The following is a 21859-nucleotide window of genomic DNA, read 5'->3' on the forward strand; positions in this document are numbered from 1 at the left end:
AAGGACATCCTCCAGGGTCGCCCATGCCCACCCCGATGGAAGCTCCGTGTCGCTCAAGCCAGTTCTCGATTCAGCTCATTCAGGAAGTCATGCGGGTTGCGCCCCGGAAAGGCCAAGGCGAGGCCCCTGCCACCGCCACGACTGACGAACGGTTCAGCCCGGAAGTCCGGCGGGGCGATGCCGACGTCGCTGGCGACGACGTCGCGGATGGCCTCCAGCCACCACATCTGGTCCTCCGTGAACTCCACGCCAGCCTGCAGCTGCCGGAGCAGCCAGCCTTCGAAACGCTCCTCTACCGTCTCACGGTACGGCTTCAGCTCCGAATCTACGCCGAGCTCGTATCGGATGAGCGAGATGAGGTCGGGCACGCCGGCCTCCCCGCCCGGCTGCTCCGTGGCACGGCCGAGGTCCTCGTAGTACGTCCACAGGACCTGCGGGGTCCAGGCGAAGTCGGGGCGCCGGATCTTGTCGGCCAACTCCTTGAGTGCCGCGTACGCCTCCGTCGGGCCGACCGAGCGGGGGCTCGAGAGCGCGATGGAGATCGCGGCGATCTTGTCGCGTTCATCCTCGAGCAAGCGACTCCAGCGGTCGACCTGCTCGCGTGCCCGCTCCTCGCGAGGAATCACGTGAACGTTGGTGACGGCGACCGCAGTCGTCTCATCCATCACGTAGTCCTTGTCCCGGCGGATCTCGATGATCAGCCGACGCAGGTCGGGGCTGGCGGTGAGCGGGGCGACGGCAGAAACGATCAAGGCGTGGGCTGCCTTCTCGCCACCCTCCGCCATGGCCCGGTCCTGTCTGTCGGGGTCGGCGGCCCGGACGATCTTGCTCGCGATATCCGAGAGGGTGAGGCCGCCAGCCGCCTTGGTGATCTGATCGCGCTCTCCGTCGTTGAGCTGCTGGTTCAGGCGGGCGAGGCGACCGGCAAGGATCTCCGCCTCTGAGGCGCTGATCGACTTGGTGCCGGCCTTGTCGAGGAGCTTGGCCAGGGAGACCTGGCGCTCCCCGGCCGGAACGAGCGGTCGGGCGTCCACGAGCGGGGAGTCGGTGACCCCGACTGCGTCCACGAGGACGAAGCGCTCCTTGCGCACTCGCTCATCCCCGCCAGGGGTCACCTCACGCAGCTCAGTGGCATCGATCGTTCGGGCGCCTCGTCCCTTCATCTGCTCGAAGAGGACCGCACTTCGGACTTCCCGCAGGAAGATCACGCACTCCAGCGCCTTGACGTCCGTGCCGGTCGCGATCATGTCGACGGTCACGGCGATCCGGAGGCTCGGGGACGTCCGCAGTGCACGAATCAGCTCGTCAGGGTCCTCGCCGGCCTTGCGGCTCTTGTACGTGATCTTCTTGGCGAACTCGTCCCCCCGCCCGAAGACCTCCTTGGCCTGAGCAAGAACGTCCTCGGCGTGGTCCTCACCGACCGCGAAGATCAGCGTCTTGGGGACTTCCTTGCGGCCGGGGAACCACCGCTGCCAGTTGTCCCGATAGGCGGTGAGAACGGCTCGGATCTCGTCGACAGCCACCACCGAGCGTCCGATCTGACGGGTGGTGTAGGTGAAGTCGTCCGCCAGCTGCTCGTAGCGCTGGTAGCGGGTCTTCCGGTCACGGATCTTGACCGTTGTGCCCTCATCTATCGTCGCGCCGCCGTTTTCTCGCAAATCCGTGTGGATGCGGATGACGTCGAAGTCGACGTTGACGCCGTCGGCTACAGCCTGGGGATAGGTGTACTCAGAGACCAGGTTCCGGCCGAAGAATCCAAGGGTCTGGAGGGTCGGAGTGGCGGTCAGCCCCACGAGGTGGGCGTCGAAGTACTCCAGCACCGCGCGCCAGAGGCCGTAGATCGAGCGGTGGCACTCGTCCACGATGATCAGATCGAAGGACTCGATCGGTACGGCCGGGTTGTAGCCCACGTCGACGGGCCGCTCGGCGGCGTAGGACTCCTCGTACGCCGTGTCGTCGTTCGCCTCGTCTACCGGGTCGTCGTCGACGAGCTGCTCACCGGTCAGCAGGCGGTACATCTTCTGGATCGTGCAGATCACCACCGAGCTGCTGTCCTGCAGCCCTGCGGCGCCCAGACGCTCGACGTTGTAGATGTCGGAGAACTTGCGGCCATCGTCCGGGGTCGTGAACTTCCGGAACTCGTCCAACGCCTGCTTACCGAGGTTGTTTCGGTCCACCAGGAACAGCACACGGCGGGCTCGGGCGTGCTTGAGCAGCCGGTACGTCTGGGAGACGGCGGTGTAGGTCTTGCCCGCGCCGGTCGCCATCTGAATCAGGGCCCGCGGCTTGTCCAGGGCGAGCGAGCTTTCCAGCTTCTTGATCGCATCGAACTGCGCCGGCCGCAGGGCGTTGCGGTGCAGCTCCGGAACACCGCGCAGGGCGGCGCGGAAGGTCGGGGCCGCCAGGTGCTCCTCTGCTCGGCGCATCCAGTCCGCGATGGTCTCGGGCTTGTGGAAGGCAAACACCTCACGGGAGCGCGCCTCGGGGTCCAACCGGTTGATGAAGTACGTCTCGGTGCCCGTGGTCGCGTATCGGAAGGCGAACGGCTCGTCCTCGCGCCACACCGCGAGCCGGTGCTCCTTGAGCACTCCGCCCGCATAGCGGTCGTTCTGCGCGACTGCGCTGGCCAAGTGCGTGCCCTCACGCTTGGCCTCAATGACGCCGGCAATCTGTCCATCCACGTACAGGACGTAGTCGGCCCGTCCCGTGGCGAGCGTGAACTCACGTACGGCCACACCCTGGCCAGCCATGGGGTTGACCTCGCTGCGGTCCTGCACCACCCAGCCGGCAGCGCGCAGCAGCTTGTCGATCTCCTTGCGGGCTTCGATCTCGTTCAGCGGAGCCCGCCGCTGCGCACGATGGATGATCGCGTCACGGGCCGCCGGATCGACCTTCCGCGGGGCCTGACGGGCCTCTTCGTACGCGGCCGTCTGGGCAACTCGCATCTCGGCGACCTGCGCTGCCAGCTGCTCGATCTGAGCGAGGAGCTCCGCGTTGTTCGAGCTAGCACTGGCGATGAGGCGCTCTGCCTCGGCCCGCGCCTTCCGCTCGGCCTCCAGCTCGCTCGTGGACTCCGTGAGGCGCGTGCGCGCGTCGGTCAGGGCCTGGCGGTGGCCGTCCAGGGCCTCATTCAGTTCCGCGGCCTCGTCCGGATCCGTGAGGCGCTCGACCGCCTGCGGATCCGTAGGCGGCACGAACTCCACGACCGTGCGGCGCCCGGAGATCGCGTCGTGGAACCACAGGGCGAGCTTGTGGCAGACGCGGACGGCATCCAGAGCGCGTGCCGTATCGAACAGGTGGGCATGGGCAGCCTTGTTGCGGTCCACCCGCAACTGGTCAAAATCCCGACGTGTCTCAGGGATCAGGACGCCGGCTCGAGTCAGGGCGGTCAGCCGGTCGATCTGCCGGTTGCCCTCCACTCGCATGCCGATCCGGGTGATGAGCTCCTCTGCGAGGACTTCGCCGAACTGACCCGCCTGGACGAGCGAGGAGTTCGGGTTCGTGAAGACCGTGGCCTCGGCCTGAGCGCCGTAGAGCGACAGCAGGGGCTTCAGTGGATAGAGGATGCCGAAGTTCGGAGAGGACTTCGCCAGATTCTTCAGTCGCTCGTCCATGTCCCCCACCAGCTACTCCATCCTCGTGACACCGGCCGTTGATGCGTCCCTGCTGTGTCGAATCGGCACAAGTCTAGAAGCCAGACAGGCAGCGGGAGATGAAAATTGATCTTCTGACCTGTGGTGACGCGGGCATGGCCGGTGCTGGCCGGGTCGAGACGAATCACGTCCTTGGCCACGCTTGTGCGTGCCATGCCCCGGGCAGAGAGCTCGCATGGGTGATCTGATCGACGAGTGGGCGACGCGGGTCGCGGAGGCCGAGCTCAGCAGCGCGCTTCCACGGAGGTGGGCGCATACGCAGGGAGTGGCCAAACACGCGGTCGAAGTAAGTCAGGTTCTCGGCCAAGACGCTGGCCTCCTCGTCGCTGCCGCCATGCTCCACGATGTCAGGTACGCGCCGCGGCTGGCCGTAACGGGGTTCCATCCACTGGACGGCGCCCAGTTTCTTCGCTACGAGCACGGGGCCGACGAGCGGCTGGTGCGGTTGGTCGCGTACCACTCGTTCGCGCTTCTGGAGGCCGAGGAGCGAGGACTGCTGGAGGAGCTCGCGAGCGAGTTCCCCTTGCTGGAGGAACCGCTCTGGTGGACGCGCTTGTGCACTGCGACATGACGACCACGCCCGACGGCGGCTAGATCACCGCCGAGAAGCGTGTTGCGGAGATCCTGGGTCGCTACGGGGATGACAGTGTGGTCGGGCGGTTCATCCGCCGGGCGGCGCCGGAGAACTCCGCCGCCGTGGGGAGGGTGGATGCCGCCCTGGCGGCTCAGCCCAGGTAGGGGTAGGTGCCGGCGAGATAGTCGCCGATCTGCTGGCGCATGCTGGCGTGGATGTCGTACTGGTCGAGGTCGGCCGGCTGGACGAAGCGCACGCCGTCGGCCTCGGCGTTGATCGTGGGCTCACCGCCGACGGGGCGGCCGATGTAGGTGCTCTCGTACTGCTGGCGGATCTCGCCGTCGGTGTACGCCACGATGTGGTTCGGGTTGGTGTAGACGCCGAGGAAGCCGATGATCTCGGCGACGATCCCCGTCTCCTCCAGGCATTCGCGCACCGCGCACTCGCCAGCGCTCTCGCCGATGTCCTGGGCTCCGCCCGGCAGTGCCCACTGGCCGGTGTCTCGGCGGCGCTGGAGCAGGATGGCGCCGCTGTCGTCGACGACCAGCATGTTGCTGGCCGGGATGAGGGTGTTGGCTTTGGGGGCGTTGGGGTCGTTGTAGTACTCAGTCCTGCCCATGTGCGGTGGTCCCCTCCCGGTCGGGCGTCCAGGGCCGTGCGCTGGTCCAGACGGGCCTTCGAAGCTCTGAGCGTAGTTGTCGAACCAGCCGCCTTCGGCGCCCTGCCTGAGGTGGAACAGCGGGATAGCGCTGGCTGGGCCTCCCCATACATGGGGGGGGTAACAGCAGGTTCTCGTCGTAGAGGAACAGCGATGTGCAGAGGGTCGTGTCGTGCAGCCGTACCTCGCACCCTGGCTTGCCCAGGAGTGAGCGGTAGTACGTGAGGGAGGCGCGGATCTTGGTCGCGAGGGTGTCGCCGATGCCTTCCTCTCACCCCCGGACAGCTACCGACCTTCCGGTGGGGTCGCGGAAGCACAGCTGTGCGCGGACGCCGACGGAGGAGCCCGATTCGGCCAGGTCGTGCGCCATCGTCGTGATTACGTTGCAGGGGACTATCAGGATCCCTATTCTCGTGGGCAACGCGTAGATGGAGACGAGTAGCCAAGGATCACGCGAGCAGAGAGAGCCGCCGGTAGCTGGGAAGGCGGACTCGCGCCCGAGGTGAAGACCCTCCTGAGCGCGGGGAGGAACGGCCGCTTGGCCCAATGCCCCGCCGGTTCGCCCCCGTCATCGGGCTGAATGAGGCTGCTGCCCTTCGGGGTGGTGGCGAAAGTGCGGTGGTACCGCGAGTTCCCTTCTCGCCCGCACTCCCAAGGGATCATGACGACGCCCCTGGAGGGCTGCGATGATCCACACTACGAGCCGCGTTCTGACCTCTGACCTACGTGGCCACCTCGACCAGACCGTCTCCGTGTCCGGCTGGGTAAACGCACTCCGGCTGCAGCGGAAGATGCAGTTCGTGATCCTGCGCGACCACTCTGGCATGGTCCAGGTGACCCACAAGCGCGACGGCGGCCCGCTGGAGGCTGTCCTCGAGTCCCTCACCCCGGAGTCCGCCGTCCGGATCACCGGGCGCGTCGTGGACGCGGCCCAGGTCAAGCTCGGCGGTCTGGAGCTCGTCCCCGAGTCGGTCGAGGTGCTGAACCGGGCGGAGACGCCGCTGCCGATCGACGAGCAGACCGGGCCCGAGCACCGGCTCGACTGGCGGTTCCTCGACGTCCGCAAGCGCGAGACCGCGCAGCTCGTGTTCACCGTGCAGACGACCTTGGAAGAGGGACTGCGTGAGTACGCCATGGGGCACGGCTGCACGGAGATGCACACCCCGAAGCTGATGGGGACCGCCTCGGAGTCCGGGGCGGAGGTGTTCAAGCTCGGGTACTTCGACCGGTCGGCCTATCTGGCCCAGTCGCCGCAGTTCTACAAGCAGATGGCGGTGGCGGCCGGCATCGACCGGGTCTTCGAGATCGGGCCGGTCTTCCGGGCCGAGCCGTCGTACACCTCGCGGCACGCGACCGAATTCACCGGCGTGGACGTGGAGCTGTCGTGGATCGACGACGTCGAGGACGTGATGGGCTTCGAGGAGCGGATGCTGGCGCACGCCATCGCTAAGGTCGCCGAGATCCACGGGGAGCGGATCCGGGAGGTCTTCGGGGTTGAGGTGGCGGTGCCGGAGACGCCGTTCCCGCGGATCACGATGGCCGAGGCTCAGGAGGTCCTGCGGGCTGGCGGCTGGGACCCGGAGGGGGTGAAGGAGGACCTGGACCCGGACGGTGAGCGTCGGATCGCCGCGCACATGAAGGAGCAGACCGGGCACGAGTTCGCGTTCATCACGCACTACCCGGCGAGCATCCGGCCCTTCTACCACATGCGCCCGGCGGACCGGTCGGACCTGACGCTCAGCTTCGACCTGCTGTGGAAGGGCCTGGAGGTCACCACCGGCGCCCAGCGCGAGCACCGCTCCGACGTCCTGCTGAAGCAGGCGGAGGAGAAGGGCATGAACACCGAGCCGATGCAGGACTACCTGAACATCTTCCGCTTCGGCTGCCCGCCCCACGGCGGCCTCGGAGCCGGCCTCGGACGGATCCTCATGGTCATGCTCGGTCTGGACTCCATTCGCGAGGCGGCCTTCCTCTTCCGCGGCCCGAATCGGCTGACTCCCTGATTGAGTGCGTACGTGCTGCTGCCCCCCACCGCCGACTGGCGGTGGGGGGCAGCAGCATGGGTTGATCAGTAGCGAGTGTGGCCCAGGTCGAGGGTCCATGCTTCGGCCGGGTTCTTGTCCCAGTGGGACCGGAGGGCGAGCTCGCGGTCGGCGTAGCGGCCTTGGTGGCACAGGCCGCCATGGGACAACGTGACGCTGAGGGCGAGCGGAGACTCCGTGGTGACCCAGTGCGGGGTCAGGGCGTGGCTCCACAACTGGTCACCGGGGTGCATGGTCACGGACTGCCGGTCCGTCTCGTCGTGGGCCGGCGGTTCCTCGGCTGTGGTCTCACCGAGGACGGCGGCTTCGGCCGACAGGTGCTTGTCGGGGTTGTGGTAGCTGTGGAAGGTCTTGGTGCCGTGGACCTGCCAGACGAGGCCGTGCGAGTTGTCGTTGTGGTACGTGGAGGTGGCCCCCTGCGAGGACAGGAAGAGGATGGGCGCGCACCGCTGCCATGTGAATCCCTGGGAGGCGAGGTACGTGCGCCAGGGGATCATGACCTCGTCCTGGAAACCCTCCAGGAGTTCGCCGTAGAACCGGGAGAGGTTGAAGTGCACCAGGCGGAAGGGCCAGGTGATGATCTCCTCGACCGGGGCCGTCCGGAAGGCGGCAGTGCGGTCCATGCGGACCTGCCAGTCCTCCTCGCCGAGGATGGTGAACCGCACCTCTTCGTCCTGGCGGATGTGGTGGAGTATGTCGATGGCGGGCATGAAGAGGTAGTCGAACGGGGCGTGCAGGCGAAAGTTCGGCGGCTGCCTCCAGCAGGCGGTGAAGTTGTGCGGGTCGGTGACAGAGACCGGTGCGTGCACGATGGCTCCCTGGCTCAGGCCGCCGCGCAGGCGTGCGACGCGGGGCGGCAGATGGCGGCGCAGTCGGGTCCGACACGGTCCTTCGACGGCGCTTCGAGGAAGCCCCTGATCTCGGCACGCGGGGCCTGGACGCTGACCCCGTCCGCGCCGTAGGGGCAACGCCGTATCTCGCCTCCGGCGGACATGTAGAGGGTCGCTGACCGGCAGGGATGGCCCTCGTCGTCGGACAGCTGCATCCGACGCAGATCATCGAGGTAGGACCGGTACGCGTTGGACAGACGGAAGCGCCCGGCAAGGGTCGCCGTGTCAGCCTCTCTGAGCTTCACAGAGTCCTGGAGCGATCCGCCGGCCCTGATCAAGCCCTGCTCGTTCAGGAGTACGGGGCTGAGCTGGACCTCAATGCCTGTCCCGGCGACGAGGCCGGCGATCTGCGCTGCCTCCTCCTCCGCCACGTCCAAATAGGTCAAGTGGAGGACCTTCGCGGGAACGTCCACGGCCAGCAGCGTCGCAACGGCGGAGACCACGGTGCGGGTCGTCCGGCCAAGGGCCATCGCGCCCTCGGAATCGGCCGAGACGGTGACGTTGGTCAGAAGGTGCTCGACCTCCGCGAGGGCGGTAACCTCGGCCTCGGTGCGGGCCGAGGTCACCATGGACACCGCCATGCCGAACTGGTGGGCCAAGCGGACGAGCTGCCGTAGCTGGGGGTGGTGGGTCGGCTCGCCTCCGGTCAGGCAGACGCCCTCCACCCCGGTCTCCTTCAGCCGGGACAGGGCCCGGGTATAGGTGTCGATGCTGAGGAAGCCGTGGGCGCGGTCGGCGCGGAAGCAGAAGCCGCAGGCGACCTTGCAGTGGCCGGCCGTCGAGATCAGCGCGGTGCGGGCGGGGGTGCTCATTGCACCCCCGTGTTGTCCCAGACCGCGATGGCCACGGTGCTCGTGTAGAAGGCGCACATCTGCGGATCCGGGGTGTCGCCGCCGATGAGGGCCTGCTCGTTGCGGGACGGTCCACCGCAGATGGCCAAGGCCGGGCAGTCGCCGCAGGCGGGGATCGGAGCAACCTTCTTTGCCGCGGCGGCCAGCAGGCCGGGGTTCTGGCGGAGCTCGTCGACGGTGTGGAGGAACGAGGACTCGGTGAAGTTGATGTCGCACACGCTGACCCGGTTGCCGGGCAGCAGAGCGGCGTTCAGGCTGCGGTCGCCCTGCATGTGGTCGAACAGCATCGGCCGGCGGGTGTCGAGGGCCTGAAACGCGCGGTCGAGGACGGAGAAGAGCATCCCGCCCCGGCCGAGCGCGGTCAGGCGGGCCTCGTACAGCTCGCGGGCGAGGTCGGCGCCGTTCACTCGCCACTCACCCCCCGTGGGGATGGGGGTGTTGACGTATATGAACTTCAGGCCGAGGTCGTCGATGATCCATCGCACGGTCTCGGCCAGGCGCCCGATGTTCGACGCCGTGGGAGTGAGGTTGCAGCCGACGTGCAGGCCCTTGGCTTCGACCAGGCGGCCGACGTTGCGGCGGATGCGGTCATCGGCGGGCTGGCCCCCGAGCAGGAGCCGGTTGGCGGAGTTGATTCCGGGCGGGCCGTCCACGGAGATCCCGACCCCGTACTCGCGCTGTACGAAGTGGTCGAGGGCCTCGTCCGTCAGGCGGGCGCCGTTGGTGACGACCGTCCGGCGGACTCGGTCGACGCCGTAGCGGGCGGCGAGGGTGTCCGCGAGCTCGTCGCCGTACTTCATGAGGTCAAAGCGGATGGTCGGCTCGCCGCCGAACCACTGGATGGACACCTCATCCTGGCCGGCGTTCTGCTCGAACAGGAACTCCAGGCCGGTGGCGAGCTCTTCCTCGGTCATGTCCGGCTTGCCGCTGTTGGTGTCGACGAAGCAGTACGTACAGGCCATGTTGCAGCGGTCGGTGAGGACCACCCGCAGCCCGCTGATCCGTTGCGGTGTCGGGTCGAACCCAAGGGCGTTGAGGCGGTTGTGGAGTGCTTCACGGCGGTCGGTGGCGGGGCCGTCCTGGGTGAAGCCGAGCCCGGCGAGGGCTTCATGGGTCGCGGTCGGGGAGACCCCGGCGAGGTCAGCGACCTCGCCGGAGTCGAGAAGCACACTTTCCAGGGTGACCGGGTCGAGGAGTACAGCCTCCCCGGCCCGGTCGTACTGGAAGTACTTCCCCCACAGCAGCAGGGGAGCGGCCACTGGGTCAGGCCGCCGTTTCCTCTTCGGCGATGCCCAGCTCGGCCATCACGGCGCGGACCTGCTCCTCGGCGCCGGCCTGGAGCTGGGCCGAGGCCGCTGGGCTGCCGCCGTCGGAGAGGACGATGACGCCGGGCAGCGTCGGGTTCGGCACGATGACCGTGAGGCCGGCGGGCTCGGTGCTGATGACCATGATCGCGTCGTTCAGCTCGACCCAGTCGGTGCGGTCCTTGAGCGCGTCGAGGATGCGACCCTGCTTGTCGCGGAAGGAGGCGCGCTCGCCCATCCACACACCCGCCTTGGACTTGGAGTCCACGACGTCTGCGTAGATCAGGTGGTTCTGCTTCTCTTTCCTGGGTTTCGGCATGCCGATCTCCTTGATGGAAGGGTGACTGCCCGGGTTGGGCAGCTCTGATCCGCTCTGCTGGCCGTCGGTCGGAGTGCCGACTGCACTCCGACCGGTTTGTTGCTCGGCGCCCAGGGGCGCCGTTTCCCACGCGTGGTCGTCTGGTTGACCGGCAACGGGCGGGAAGTCTGCTCAGCTCCGGGTGCCGTTGCCCCGTGCCGACTGGACGGTGGTCACCGAGTGTCCGCCGCCACGTTCGAGGCGCTCGGGCGCAGCGGCTGAAGCGATCCGGGATCCGCCGTCCACTCGCGACCCGAGTCGTCCATTGGACGCATGTGCGCGACCCTCTTGACCACCTTGTCGGTGGTCTTCGAGGTGTAGATCAGGACGGTGGCGACGGTTCCGCGTCGTCCGCTGGAGGGCTGGACGACCTCTCGGCCGAGGAGCTGGTGGCCACGGTCGTCCGCCACCCAGAGATTCGCGTCGTTGGCCGTGATCACTGGGCACCCCCGAGACCGAGGAAGGCGTCGAACTGGGCGGAGCTCCAGGTGGCGGGATCACCGTGCTCGGTCCGGAATGCCTCCGCCGCCCGCGGCAAGCGGCGCCTCTCCAACGACGGGGCCGCGTCCGACTCCGCGTACGGGGCTACGGCTGCCTCGTACTGCGGGTTGGTCGCGCCGGGGGTTCGGCGGGGAAGCCGGGGGCTGCTCACGGTCCGTTCCCTTCGCTGGTCTCTTTGGGGTGGCGTAAGAGTCGCTCCGGTATGGGTGTCACGGCCATGACGCGGCGAGTGTCATCTGGTGCCCACTTGGGTGTGTGGGGTGTCATGGAGGTGGCATCGGCATGTCATGTGTGCGGATTCCATTGCAGATCAAGCCTGTTGGCCGGTAGGCAACGCATAGGGACGGGGCGATGTGGTCCGTCTCCTGACTTTGAGGGAGCGACCGATGCAAGATCCGGCCACGCTGCTGCGGGTATTAGTCCAGCAACGACGCTGGCGGTACCGGGACTTCGCCACCGCCTTCGCGCGGGCGGCTTCGCAGGCCGGCTTACCGGGCCTGTCGGTATCGGAAGCGCAGTTCCGACGGTGGACGTCGGGCCGGATCAAAACCCTGCCGGGACCGGATACATGCCGCGTGCTTGAGCACCTGTTCGAGGTGGAGACCGTAGCCCTTTTCGGTCCTCCACCTGCGTCGTCCCCGACCATGTCGGGGGCTCCCGCTGTGTACGACCTCGAAAGTGACATCGCCATGACCGCACGTGACGCCGCAGATGAAGCCGGTGCTGCCGCCGCGCAGTCCGTATCCGACACCACCATCGACCAACTCCGCGACGATGCTCTTGCCCTCGCCCGCTCGTATGGGGCGGTGAGCGCGTTCGACATCTTCCGGCGCGCCAGAGTGCTTCGCACGGAGGCGGAGCACCAGCGGGGGCTGACGCAGGTGCCCGCCCAGCAACAGGACCTGCTGATCGTGGCGGGGCAGGCGTGCGCGCTGCTGTCGACCGCCGCGTTCGACCTCGGCTCCCTGGACGACTCGGCTCGCCTTGCTCGGTCGGCAGCCCTGTACGGGGAGATGGCTCGGTTCGATCCGCTGCGCGCCTACGCGACCGGCTCCTTGGCGATCTGCGCCTACTTCACGGGACGGCCGTCCGAGGCGGTACGGCAGGCCCGGACGGCGCTGGCCTATGCCGGATTGGGGGACACCGCGCGTCGTCGACTGCTGTCCATCGAGGCTCGCGCCCACGGACACCTCGGAGACCACGAGCGGGCGACCCGGGCGCTCGTCGCATCGACCCAGCAGGATCGAGGGGAGCGGGACGAGCTGCACGACGGCGTGGGCGGTGAGTTCGCGTTCAGCGAGGAGCGGCTGTTGATGTCCAACGGCACGACGGCCCTGCTCGTCGGCGACGGGGTAGGTGCCGAGGCCACCGCGCAGCAGGCATTGGCTCTTGTCTCGTCCCGGCCGCCGGCCCGGCAGTCGGTGTCGGTGCGCGGGAAGGCCGCGGCTGACCTCGCCGCCGCGCAGCTCTTGCGGGGCGACCTGGACGCGGCGGCCGTGACGCTGGAGACGGTCTGGGCGATTCCCGAGGACCAACGCGTGGCGGGACTGCTGGAGCGCACCGGGACCTTGAGGCGGGCGCTGACCGCCCCCGCGTTCAGGGGGGCGGGTGCGGCGGTCACGCTAGGCGAGCGGATCGAGGAGTTCGGCCGCCGCTCAGCGCCGAGGCAGCTGGGTACTGGGCGAGGACTGCTCGCCATCGACTCCTGACCCGCTCCGCCCCTTCCTACCTTTGCCCGAGGGCAGTGAGGATCCGGGCCTCCTTGTCCGGGGCCACTCCGTGTTCGGACCACCTCGGGTGCTCGACCGGTCGTCCATCCGCCTGCATCCACGCCCAGGTGTCGGCGATGGTGTCCGCGAGCGGACGGCACCGGAGCCCGGCCGCTGCGGCACGGGAGGCGTCGACGGACCACACGCCGGCATGGGTACGCCACAGCGGAAGCTCTGTCCACTGCTTGACGTCGTGCGCCGTGAGGGTCGCAGCGTCGGTCCACACCGGATGGCCGACGCCGCCCGTGATCGCGAGGCATGCGCTGATGAAGTCCTCCCAGCTGATGCCCTCGGGGTGGGCGATGTTGAAGGCCCGCCCGGGGGTACCGGCCGCGGCCTGATCGACGGCGAAGACGGCGACGTCGCGCACGTCGACGGGCTGGATGCGCTGCTCGCCCGGCGCCGGGACAACGATCGGGCCGCCGCGATGGGCCCTGGTGAGCCACCACGGGAGACGGCCGACGTACTCGCCGGGGCCCAGGATCACCCCAGGTCGTACGAACACCGAATCGTCCCCGAACACGGTCCTCACCGCGGCCTCTCCGCCAGCCTTCTGGAATCCGTACTTCGTCGGGCTGCCGTCGGCGCCGGTGTGACCGAACGACTCGTCAGCATCCGGTGGGCACTCCAGCAGCGGAGAATCGTCAGTGAGCGGGTGGTGGGGCCAGCCCTGGTAAACGGACACCGTGGAGACGTGCACCCACCGGGCGGCAACCGGGCGCAGGGCCTCGGTGGCGAGGAGTACATCACGAGGCGAAAACTCGCTGCTGGAGGTGTCGATGACGACATCCCACGGCCCGTGAGTGGCCAGCCGCTTCACGTCGTCGGGGTCGGTACGGTCACCGCGGACCGTGTCGGCGCCCTCCACCACACCGGAACGGCCGCGGTTGAAGGTTGTCACCTCCCAGCCCCGTCGCAGAGCTTCGTCAACAATCGCGCGGCCGAGGAACCAGGTGCCGCCCATCACCAAAATCCGCATGGGGTCGACCCTGTCACGAAGCACCGGACGGGCACCATCCCGGCCCTGGTCGAGGCTGGCGGGATCTGGACAGTACGTGGGCCGGTAGCGCTGCGCCGTAGAGATCACACGGCGATATTCCGGATCCGCGAGGGGTCGCTGTTGCTACCGTCGCTCTGGAATCCCCATCCCACTCGCTGGATAAAAAGGATCCCCTCATGCATGACGCCCGCGCCCTGATCGAAATGGGTGCCGAAGCTGTTCGCCGGCTCGCTCGTCGCGGTTACTCCCTGGACCTGTCCCGGCTGGAACACCTCCAGTCCCGGCGCAACCAGAACATCCGCTCAGCCGACGAGCTGCGGACGGAGGCCAAGCGGGTGGCGAGCGAGGTCCAGCAGACGGCCAAGCAGGGCGGCGACATCTCCAAGCTGAAGGAGCGCGCCCGCGAGCTGAAGGACCAGATCCGGGACATCGACGCCGAGCAGGAGCAGGTACAGGAGGAGCTGCGCGATCTGCTCCTGACCATCCCGAACCTGCCGGACGACGCGGCCCCGGACGGCGACTCAGAGGAGTTCGCACTCGAGGTCCGGCGCGTCGGCACGCCGCCGGCCTTCTCCTTCGAACCGAAGGACCACGTCGACCTCGGCGAGAGCATCGGCATTCTCGACTTCGCCCGGGCGACGAAGTTGTCGGGCCCCCGGTTCGTCGTCTCCCGCGGGGCGGGCGCTGCCCTGGAGCGCGCACTGGCGACGCTCTTCCTCGACATCCACACCCGCCGGCACGGGTACGTCGAGCACGCAGTCCCGTACCTGGTCAGCCGCAAGACGATGACCGGCACCGGACAGTTGCCGAAGTTCGAGGAGGACCTGTTCAAGACCGGCGTAGCCGACCGTGAACTGTTCCTCATCCCGACGGCCGAGGTACCGCTGACCAACCTCTACGCCGACGAGATCATCCCGCCGGCCGACCTGCCGCTGGCACTGACCGCGCACACGCCGTGCTTCCGGTCCGAGGCAGGCTCGTACGGTCGTGATACCCGGGGCCTGATCCGCCAGCACCAGTTCGCCAAGGTCGAGATCGTCCAGATGGTCGACCCGGCGGATGCGGACGCCACGCTGGAGACGATGGTCGACCACGCCGAGGCGTGCCTGAAGGAGCTCGGCCTCGCGTACCGCGTCGTCAAGCTGGCGGCCGGTGACACGGGCTTCTCCGCCCAGCTCACGTACGACATCGAGGTCTGGATCCCGAGCCAGAGCACCTATCGGGAGATCTCCTCTGTCTCCAACTTCGGCACGTTCCAGGCCCGCCGCGCCAACATCCGCACCCGTGGCGAGGACGGCAAGCCCAAGCTCGTCGCCACCCTCAACGGCTCCGGCCTGCCTATCGGCCGCACCCTGGCCGCGCTCCTCGAGCAGTGTCAGCAGCAGGACGGCTCGATCGTCCTGCCCGAATCCCTCTTCCCGTACCTAGGCTTCCGCCGCATCTCGGCGGAAGGAACACCGGAGGCGTAGCGCGTACCGGGCTCTGCTCGGCGAGCTCCGAGTTCCATGGCCGCCGGTTGCCCGCCTCGTCGAGGGTGAGCCGCGCCGGTAAGCGCAAGCCTCTGGGGGCCAGTGCGATTCGGCGCTGGCCCCCAGAGGGCGTCATGAGGTCAAGTCGGGCTATGGAGCCATGGGATGAGGACGCGACTCCGGAGGTGCCGGCCATCCATCTCGAAGGACCCGGTGAGGTGTGGGGCAGACGTGGCCCACCTGCCGAATGACCTTCCGTTGCCGGGTCCCACGGGTAGGGCTCAGGGGAGGTCACGCTCCCGCCATACAGCGTCCATTTCGGTCAGCGCGGTCATCGCGTGGGCGATGGTCTCGCGGGTGACGGAGCGACCCGGAGCCTGGTACTGGGGGTCGTACTTGGCAAAGGTTCTGGTGCCTCGCGTCTGTGCCAGAGACGTCACGACATCACACAGGAGATAGGTCGCGACCCTGCGCTGCCGTGCGTCTTCCTTGATGCGATCCCGGTGCTTGTTCCATGCCTGAAGCGCGGTGAGTTCGCCCATGATGACCGAGTCCGCGAGGTCAGGGGCCTCGGTGTGCAGCCGGGCCAGGTACTCCTGGCTGGCTTGTGCCCGGGCCTTGTTGGCGAGTGCGATCTCGTGGGCCTTGTCCAGACTGACAGTACGCGTGATGACCGGTTCAACGAGCTCGGGCTCGTGTCGCATGACCATGTCGGCGAGCTCCAGTCGGCCAGTGGAGACACCGGTCGTCTCACTGAGGGAACGCATCGTCTCCTCGGGGGAGAGGTGCTCGTGCGCCTTGGTGCCGGCCTGGGCCTTGGTAGCGATCATCGCGGCCTGTCCCGTGGTCAGTTTGCGCTGGCGGATGTTGACGGACAAGGCGTATCCGTCGGGATCATCGCCTTCGTAGGTGGTGAAGCGGGGTTCGACTCCGAGAGCCTTGCAGATGGCGAGTCGGTGGCGGCCATCGAGGACGGTCCCATCGGGGCCGAGGACGATCGCGTGACGCAGGCCATGGGTCCTGACCGACTCGGTCAGCTCGTGGAGCTCCTCGTCGGTGAGCGGCGGGAACATGGCAGCGGTGGGGTGGAACTTCAGGGTGGTGCTCCTTGTGGTGTGGGTGTGCCGACAGCACCGTGCGGTGCTGTGCGGCTTGGTGGGGTTGGGCGCAGGGCCCGGGCATGTAAATGGTCTGGGGAATCCCCGGCTTGCCTAACCGGGGATCGTCGGGTATGCACGTCGGCCCTCCCACGGCGATCGCGTCCCGGATCCGCCTGTGCCCCTCGGCCCGGAGAACGGCCACGGTGGCGGCCGGCCATATGGGCACAGCCGCGGTCTGCTGCGGGGCAGACGTGTCCTGCTGGGCACAGCGCGGGTGCCACTGAGGAGATCTCAGGGGTCAGCGTCGCGGGCGGTTGGGCCGGACTCCGGGGACTGCTGGCAGCTGTGCGGCGGTGGCCTGCTGGCCGGTCACCGCCGCCGTGGTGCGGAGGCGGGCGGCTTCAGCCCGAAGGTTAGGGCTTGGGTTGCGGCTGGTGTGCTGGAGTCGGGTGATCAGGACGCGGGCCGGCTGGCGGGCTGTACCCAGTTCGCGCTGGGCTGCGGCCTCCTTCAGGAGCTGGTGGGGTTGGTGGCCTCGGGCCTCCGCGTCGGCCAGGAGGGCGGCGAGGGCGGGCCAGCTGGGGTCGGTGAGGATGCGGTCGGCCTGGTCGGGGACGGCGGCGCGGACGTCGTGGGCGAGAGTACGGCGGGTTTCCTGCTTCGGTTGACGCTGTTCGAGTACGACGAGCGTGGGGGTGAGGGCCTGGTCGGCGGCTGCCTGTAGGTGGTGGAGGGCTCGGCGGGCGGCGTCGGCCTGGTGGGCGTGGCCCTTGGCCTCGTGCCAGCGGTTGGCGATGATCCCGGCCCACAGGAGGGCGGCGATGAGGGCGGCGAGGGCGCTGCCGTCGGGACCGGTGGCGGTGTGGACGATGTCGCGGGCCGCGTTCCGGATGGCGTGGGCGGCGCGGTCTTCTGCCCGGATCTGGGAGCGTTGGGCGCGTGCGAACGCCTGGGAAGCGGCATGGAGTTCGGCGCGGAGGTGGGTGGGGGCTTTCTGGGCGGTGGCTTCGAGGAGTTCGCCGAGGGCGGTGATATGCGCCTGGGCATGGGTGTCGTCGGCGAGGTCGGTGCGGAAGCTGTCGAGGGCTTCCGTGGCCTGGTGCCAGGCGGTGGCGGGCCGGTCGCGGCGGGCTGTGGGGTGTTCCTCCGGCCGGCCGGCTTCGAGGCGGGCCTTGAGCTTGGGGAGGGTGAGGTCGGGGGCGATCTTTCCGCCGGGGTGGAAGATCTGTTCGCCGTCCTTGTTGAGGTCGCCGGGGCGGCCGACGGCGTAGCCAAGGAGGTCTCCGGACGGTCCGCGGCGGGGTTTGACCGCGAGGCCGTCGGCTTCGAGGTAGGCGAGAAGTTCCTCGGCGCTGCTGGCGTGGGGGATGGCGGCGCGGATGCGGTCCTGGAGCCAGTCGCGGCTGGTCTGCTCCCAGCCGAGGCGCTGGGCCTTGTGCATCTCGGCCTGGGTGGGCCGGCGTGCGGCAGTACCGTCGCCCTTCTTCAGTCGGCGCAGCCCGTACTCGGCCTCGATCTGGCGGCAGGCGTCGCCGACGCGGATGCCACTGTCGTGGAGCCTGGGGCGGCGGCCGTCTTCGCGGACGGTGGTGGCGAGGATGTGGATGTGGTCATCCGCGTGGCGTACGGCGATCCATCGGCAGCCGAGGTCGTCTCCGGCCGGGGCGATGCCGGCGGCTTCGACGATCCGCTGGGCGATGTCGGCCCACTCGGCGTCGGAGAGGTGGCGGTCTTCGGGTGCGGTGCGGACGGGGCAGTGCCAGACGTGGTCGGAGACCTTCTTGCCGAACTCGCTGTTCCGAAGGTGGACGGGCTCGTCGAGGTGGCGGGCGAGCTGGGTGAGAGTGGCGTCCGGGTCCCGGCCGGGGTCGGGCATGCCGAGCATCGCGAAGCCGGCGACGATGTGCGGGTCGGTGTGCTCGTCGTGGCGGCCTGGGCCGTAGAGGTAGGCAAGCAGGCCACGGGTGTTGGACCCGGCCGGTTTGATGGCGGCGATCACGCGGCCAAGTCCTTCCTGGTGATGTCCGGTTCACGCAGGGCCTCGGCGATCAGCTCCAGCAGATCGTGCAGCTCGCCAAGGCGTCGGCGGATGTCGGGCGGGGTGAGGTCGCTGTTGAGGGCGCGGGCGATCTGGTTGACGTTGACGCCGATGCGGTTGAGCTCGCGCAGCACCTGGGCGCGGAACATGTGGGTGCGGCGGCGGTCCTCGGACAGCGGGAGGTTGGCGGTGAACCGGCCGGTGATGAAGGCGAGGACGATGTCGGCGGCGAAGCCGGATTCCCCCTTGTAGCCGTTCTCGGCAGCGGCCTCCTGCAGCACGTTGTGCTCGTCGCCGGTGAACCGCAGCGGGCCGACGCGGACGGTCCGTTTGGTGCCGGTGAAACGGCGGATCGCCGGCTGCACGCTCTGCACCGCTCGCTCGCCGGCCGTCGGTTCGGTGGCGGGTGTGGGGCGGAGGATTTGCTGCTGGACGGTGTGGAGCTCGTCCTGGTCGGGGCCGCCCTCGGTCCCGACCTCCAGGTCCGGCGCCCCCTGGCGTCGGGCCGTCTCCGCCACCCCCGGGGCGGAGATCCCCGAAGACCGGCCTTGAGTCGGACTCGGGGTACTACTGGCTCCGCCAGGGGCAGGCCGTCCGAACGCGTTCCGCAAGCGCTCTTTCAGCGTAGGTGACTTCGCCGGTATGGACAGTTCGCCCGGGACGACTTCGGCATCGTGCGCGTCGTGCGGGTGGCGCGTCATGGGCAGTTCTCCGGATGAGGCAGAAGGGGCAGGCAGGTCGGCGGGGAAGGCCGGGCGACGTGCAGCCGGTAGTTGGCTGTCCACAGCTGTGGAGGAGTGGGCGCTACGGGCGGGGGCCGGTGGGATTCCGGCGGTTTCGGGGTGTGGGCCGGCCGGGTTTCGGTGGCACCGGAAGTACTTCCGGTGCCACCGAAGGGCGTCGTTGCGGACGGGTCAGCTGGTGCTGCTGCCGACTGCGACCGCGGGGCCCGGCTCGACCATTTGGGCGTTCAGCTCGTCGCAGACGTTCTTCACGCGGGCGTTGCCGACCTTGCGGCCGCGGTTGACGCGGATCTCTTCGCCGACCTCGGTGGGGGAGGCGGTTCCCGTACGGGCCATGACCTCGCGCGCGACGGCCCGGATCTCGTCATCGGAGATGTCCTGCGGGCGCCCGGTACGCCGAGGCCGTGCTCCGGTCGGCTTGGGGAGCTTGCTGGTGGCCTCGCCGCCCGGCGGGGTTGCGGTGTCGGCCAGACGATCGGGGTCGGGATGCTCCGTCGGCCCGTCGCCGTGATCCCTGCCTTCGCCAGGAGTGGCCAGCGGGACGACCACCTTGGCCGGGGGCATCGACTCCGGGACGGACACGGACTTTCGGTGGCCGTCGGGCCGCTCGACGAGCTGGTGGATCTGCCTCATCAGGACGCCGAAAGCAAGGAGCGCGGCGGTCGGCGGGACTGCGGCGACCACGTAGTCGAGCCAGTGCACAGTGCGGGCGTCGCTCGTTCCGCTCACGCCCGCCACGTTGAGCGCGATGGATCCGACCGACCCGATGGCGGTCACAGCGATGGCCCACAAGTCGGTGACCTGGCGCAGGCTCGCGCGGAGCATGAGCAGTTCGCCCGCGACGATGAACGCGTCGAGAGTTGCGGGCCACGCCCAGCGGCGGATCGGGGAATTGCCGAGGCCGTGTTGGCCGGCAACGTCGGCCAGGTGCGCGTAGGAGAGCCAGAACGCTCCGGCCGTCAGAAGGACGATGACGACTCCGGCCGCGATGAGCGCGAACCGTTCGGCAGTGTGCCCAGTTGCCGTCGGCCGCCCCTCACCGGGCCTGCTACCCGGCTGCGTGCGGCGTAGTGGTCGAAGGCGGGAGAGGAGAGTCAAGCGGGGATACTCCTTGGGGTAGTGGTGTGAAGCGTCTTGGGCGTCTTGGCCGTTGCAAGCGCTGGCCAGGGCCGGTACGGCAGGCCCGGTCGGTGTCCGTCTCGGCCGCGCCCCGGGCGGAGGCGGGGCGCGGACGGTACGGGTCTGCTTTCCGTCTTGGCCTCATGGCCGGTGAACTGCGGCGATACGGCACGTACGCGTGGGACGGCACGAGACGGATGCGGGCGACGTCCCGGCGGTCTACACGGGCGACGGTGATCGTGTTGCCGTCTTGGGCCCGGTTGCCGTCTTGCGCGTATGCCCTCTGACCTGCGCGATCACGGCAGGGACGGCAAGGACGGCAACGAGCGGGGGCGGGGCGGGGTCAGCCCTGCGGGTGGGTTGATGCGGCGTCGACCGGGTGGACGGTCGGGCAGTAGCGGCGCCAGGGGTCGAGGAACTTGTTGCGCATGTAGCCTTTGCGCTGCGTTCCGTCGGCGATGCGGACGTTGCCGGGTTTGATGCCGAACTGCCGGAGCATCGAGCCGAGGTCACGCGGGCTGAGCCCGCTGCGCCCCCACTCGGCCCACGGGCTCTCCGGATCCTGGCGCAGGTGGTGGATCAGCTCCTCCGTGGAGAGGCTATCGACCTCGCGCTGGGCGACGAAGACGCGCCGGATGTCGGCCAGAATGCGGGCCCCGCTGGGGTGGTCCTCCTCGGCAGCCGCCTCGGCGGCAACCATTCGCTCGCACGCGGTACGGGCACGGCGCGGCCAGGTACCGGCCGCGAGGTCGGCGACGATGACCAGTGGCTCCCAGGTGTCGGCGGCCCGGTCCTCGACCGGCATCACCGGTTCCAGATCTGCGGCCTCGTCCACCAGGGGCGCCGCCCAGGCGGCGATGCGGTCGCGCAGGTCATGGAGGGACGGGATGTCCCGCCGCGACCGGAAGGGCCGGACGCTCTCGCCTTCCGCCCGTCGGCGCATACGGATGACCACCGACCGGTCCATGATCGTGTCGGGCAGGTCGCCGATCCCGGCGATGGCCGCCATGGCGAAGGTGGCGAACCGGTGGGGCGTGTGGTCGTTGCCGACCACCCGGGTCACGTAGCGGTTGCGCTGGTGGCCGGCGTTCAGCAGGCCACGCATCTCCTCGTTCTTCTCCGCCTGCTTCGGAGTGCCGAAGATCGTGTCCGCCTCGTCCACCAGGAGCGTGGGCGGCTCCTCGGTGATGGAGCGGAAGACCGCCGCCGGCGTGGTGTTGATCGTGAGCATCGGCTCGTGGACCGTCTCGGTCAGCACGTCAAGCAGCCGCGACTTGCCGCACCGCTTCGCCGGCCCCACCACCGCCAGGCGCGGGGCGTGCTGCCACGAGGGCTGGAGATGCGTCGCCGCCACCCACAACGTGACGGCGTCGAGAGCCTGCTCGGAGGGCAGGATCACGAACTTCGCTATCCGCCGACGCAGTTCGTCCAGCAGGACCGATCCTGCGGTCGGCTCGGGGTCCGGTTCCGTCTCCTCGGCAGGCTCGTCCGCCACGGCGCCCTCGGCGCCGTCAGCGGTAGAAGCCTGGCCGATGTACTCGCCGGGCTTGCCGGGAGCGACCACCGGCGGCCACACGGGCTTGTCGGGGTTGGAATAGGGCTGGGGTTCGGGGTGTTCCACAGGGCAGCTCCTCGTCTGGCGGTGGCGGGCTCGCACGCCCTTGCCGCCGGGTTGGTTCTTCCAGGGCCGTTCGGGGTTGCTCGGGCCTCCGGCGTCGCACCGCCGGGGGCCCATTCCCTTCTCGCGGGCAGCAGGCCACCGCGAGGGAACACGGACAGTACGTCCACGC

General features: G+C 68.9%; 17 protein-coding genes and 1 pseudogene. 4 read left to right on the plus strand and 14 right to left on the minus strand.

Annotated features, from left to right (window positions below):
* Positions 1-53: 53 nt before the first annotated feature.
* Complete coding sequence (locus ACLQ2N_RS13605) at positions 54-3614, minus strand: DEAD/DEAH box helicase family protein (protein WP_425812526.1); 3561 nt, start codon at positions 3612-3614, stop codon at positions 54-56.
* A gap of 214 nt (positions 3615-3828) precedes the next feature.
* Between ACLQ2N_RS13605 and ACLQ2N_RS13610 the strand changes: the two are divergent.
* Positions 3829-4391: pseudogene (locus ACLQ2N_RS13610) on the plus strand (HD domain-containing protein).
* Here the strand turns inward: ACLQ2N_RS13610 and ACLQ2N_RS13615 are convergent.
* Entirely contained in the window at positions 4379-4846 is a 468-nt protein-coding gene (locus ACLQ2N_RS13615; RefSeq protein WP_425812528.1) for an NUDIX hydrolase, read from the minus strand. The pseudogene ACLQ2N_RS13610 and the gene ACLQ2N_RS13615 overlap by 13 nt on opposite strands.
* A 725-nt stretch (positions 4847-5571) precedes the next feature.
* Between ACLQ2N_RS13615 and aspS the strand changes: the two genes are divergently transcribed.
* A complete protein-coding gene (aspS, locus tag ACLQ2N_RS13620; RefSeq protein WP_425812530.1) occupies positions 5572-6888 on the plus strand; it encodes an aspartate--tRNA(Asn) ligase in 1317 nt (438 codons plus the stop codon).
* A 65-nt stretch (positions 6889-6953) separates the two neighbouring features.
* Here aspS and ACLQ2N_RS13625 read toward each other — a convergent pair whose 3' ends face one another.
* The 6 genes from ACLQ2N_RS13625 to ACLQ2N_RS13650 all read right to left on the minus strand — a co-directional run bounded on the left by ACLQ2N_RS13625 (position 6954) and on the right by ACLQ2N_RS13650 (position 10982).
* A complete protein-coding gene (locus ACLQ2N_RS13625; RefSeq protein ID WP_425812532.1) occupies positions 6954-7736 on the minus strand; it encodes a hypothetical protein in 783 nt (260 codons plus the stop codon).
* Between the two features lie 14 nt (positions 7737-7750).
* Positions 7751-8629 (minus strand): radical SAM protein, encoded by an 879-nt coding sequence (locus tag ACLQ2N_RS13630; protein WP_425812534.1) that lies wholly within the window; start codon positions 8627-8629, stop codon positions 7751-7753.
* Positions 8626-9927, minus strand: coding sequence for a radical SAM protein (locus ACLQ2N_RS13635; RefSeq protein ID WP_425812536.1), 1302 nt, complete (start codon positions 9925-9927; stop codon positions 8626-8628). The genes ACLQ2N_RS13630 and ACLQ2N_RS13635 overlap by 4 nt, the downstream gene beginning before the upstream one ends.
* Before the next feature lie 4 nt (positions 9928-9931).
* Complete coding sequence (locus tag ACLQ2N_RS13640) at positions 9932-10291, minus strand: hypothetical protein (protein ID WP_425812538.1); 360 nt, start codon at positions 10289-10291, stop codon at positions 9932-9934.
* Between the two features lie 212 nt (positions 10292-10503).
* Positions 10504-10770, minus strand: a complete 267-nt coding sequence (locus ACLQ2N_RS13645) for a hypothetical protein (protein ID WP_425812540.1) — start codon at positions 10768-10770, stop codon at positions 10504-10506.
* Positions 10767-10982, minus strand: coding sequence for a hypothetical protein (locus tag ACLQ2N_RS13650; RefSeq protein ID WP_328943550.1), 216 nt, complete (start codon positions 10980-10982; stop codon positions 10767-10769). Before ACLQ2N_RS13650 ends, ACLQ2N_RS13645 begins: the two co-directional genes overlap by 4 nt.
* A 538-nt stretch (positions 10983-11520) precedes the next feature.
* Between ACLQ2N_RS13650 and ACLQ2N_RS13655 the strand changes: the two genes are divergently transcribed.
* The gene (locus ACLQ2N_RS13655; RefSeq protein ID WP_425812542.1) at positions 11521-12540 is read left to right on the plus strand and encodes a DNA-binding protein; all 1020 of its coding nucleotides are present in this window, start codon (positions 11521-11523) and stop codon (positions 12538-12540) included.
* A gap of 16 nt (positions 12541-12556) precedes the next feature.
* Here ACLQ2N_RS13655 and ACLQ2N_RS13660 read toward each other — a convergent pair whose 3' ends face one another.
* A complete protein-coding gene (locus tag ACLQ2N_RS13660) occupies positions 12557-13579 on the minus strand; it encodes an NAD-dependent epimerase/dehydratase family protein (protein WP_425812544.1) in 1023 nt (340 codons plus the stop codon).
* A gap of 197 nt (positions 13580-13776) precedes the next feature.
* Between ACLQ2N_RS13660 and serS the strand changes: the two genes are divergently transcribed.
* Positions 13777-15069: a serine--tRNA ligase gene (serS, locus tag ACLQ2N_RS13665; protein ID WP_425812546.1), complete on the plus strand. Its 1293-nt coding sequence runs from the start codon at positions 13777-13779 to the stop codon at positions 15067-15069.
* 281 nt (positions 15070-15350) lie between these two features.
* On the opposite strand, the gene ACLQ2N_RS13670 is transcribed toward serS, so the two are convergent.
* The 5 genes from ACLQ2N_RS13670 to ACLQ2N_RS13690 all read right to left on the minus strand — a co-directional run bounded on the left by ACLQ2N_RS13670 (position 15351) and on the right by ACLQ2N_RS13690 (position 21690).
* Positions 15351-16142, minus strand: a complete 792-nt coding sequence (locus ACLQ2N_RS13670) for a plasmid replication/partition related protein (RefSeq protein ID WP_425812548.1) — start codon at positions 16140-16142, stop codon at positions 15351-15353.
* Positions 16143-16467: 325 nt separating this feature from the next.
* Complete coding sequence (locus ACLQ2N_RS13675) at positions 16468-18168, minus strand: relaxase/mobilization nuclease domain-containing protein (protein WP_425812550.1); 1701 nt, start codon at positions 18166-18168, stop codon at positions 16468-16470.
* Positions 18165-18725, minus strand: coding sequence for a MobC family plasmid mobilization relaxosome protein (locus ACLQ2N_RS13680; RefSeq protein ID WP_425812552.1), 561 nt, complete (start codon positions 18723-18725; stop codon positions 18165-18167). Before ACLQ2N_RS13680 ends, ACLQ2N_RS13675 begins: the two co-directional genes overlap by 4 nt.
* 396 nt (positions 18726-19121) lie before the next feature.
* Positions 19122-20048, minus strand: coding sequence for a DUF2637 domain-containing protein (locus ACLQ2N_RS13685; protein WP_425812554.1), 927 nt, complete (start codon positions 20046-20048; stop codon positions 19122-19124).
* Between the two features lie 364 nt (positions 20049-20412).
* Entirely contained in the window at positions 20413-21690 is a 1278-nt protein-coding gene (locus tag ACLQ2N_RS13690; RefSeq protein WP_425812556.1) for a DUF3631 domain-containing protein, read from the minus strand.
* Positions 21691-21859: the final 169 nt, after the last annotated feature.

Source organism: Streptomyces sp. DT224, from assembly GCF_049844595.1.
Lineage (GTDB): Bacteria > Actinomycetota > Actinomycetes > Streptomycetales > Streptomycetaceae > Streptomyces.

Bases quoted from the DNA above. Each gene is read 5' to 3' on its own strand.
- ACLQ2N_RS13605 (WP_425812526.1), bottom strand. From the start codon at position 3,614: ATGGACGAGCGACTGAAGAATCTGGCGAAGTCCTCTCCGAACTTCGGC.
- ACLQ2N_RS13615 (WP_425812528.1), bottom strand. From the start codon at position 4,846: ATGGGCAGGACTGAGTACTACAACGACCCCAACGCCCCCAAAGCCAAC.
- aspS (WP_425812530.1), top strand. From the start codon at position 5,572: ATGATCCACACTACGAGCCGCGTTCTGACCTCTGACCTACGTGGCCAC.
- ACLQ2N_RS13630 (WP_425812534.1), bottom strand. From the start codon at position 8,629: ATGAGCACCCCCGCCCGCACCGCGCTGATCTCGACGGCCGGCCACTGC.
- ACLQ2N_RS13640 (WP_425812538.1), bottom strand. From the start codon at position 10,291: ATGCCGAAACCCAGGAAAGAGAAGCAGAACCACCTGATCTACGCAGAC.
- ACLQ2N_RS13655 (WP_425812542.1), top strand. From the start codon at position 11,521: ATGACCGCACGTGACGCCGCAGATGAAGCCGGTGCTGCCGCCGCGCAG.
- ACLQ2N_RS13660 (WP_425812544.1), bottom strand. From the start codon at position 13,579: ATGCGGATTTTGGTGATGGGCGGCACCTGGTTCCTCGGCCGCGCGATT.
- serS (WP_425812546.1), top strand. From the start codon at position 13,777: ATGCATGACGCCCGCGCCCTGATCGAAATGGGTGCCGAAGCTGTTCGC.
- ACLQ2N_RS13670 (WP_425812548.1), bottom strand. From the start codon at position 16,142: ATGTTCCCGCCGCTCACCGACGAGGAGCTCCACGAGCTGACCGAGTCG.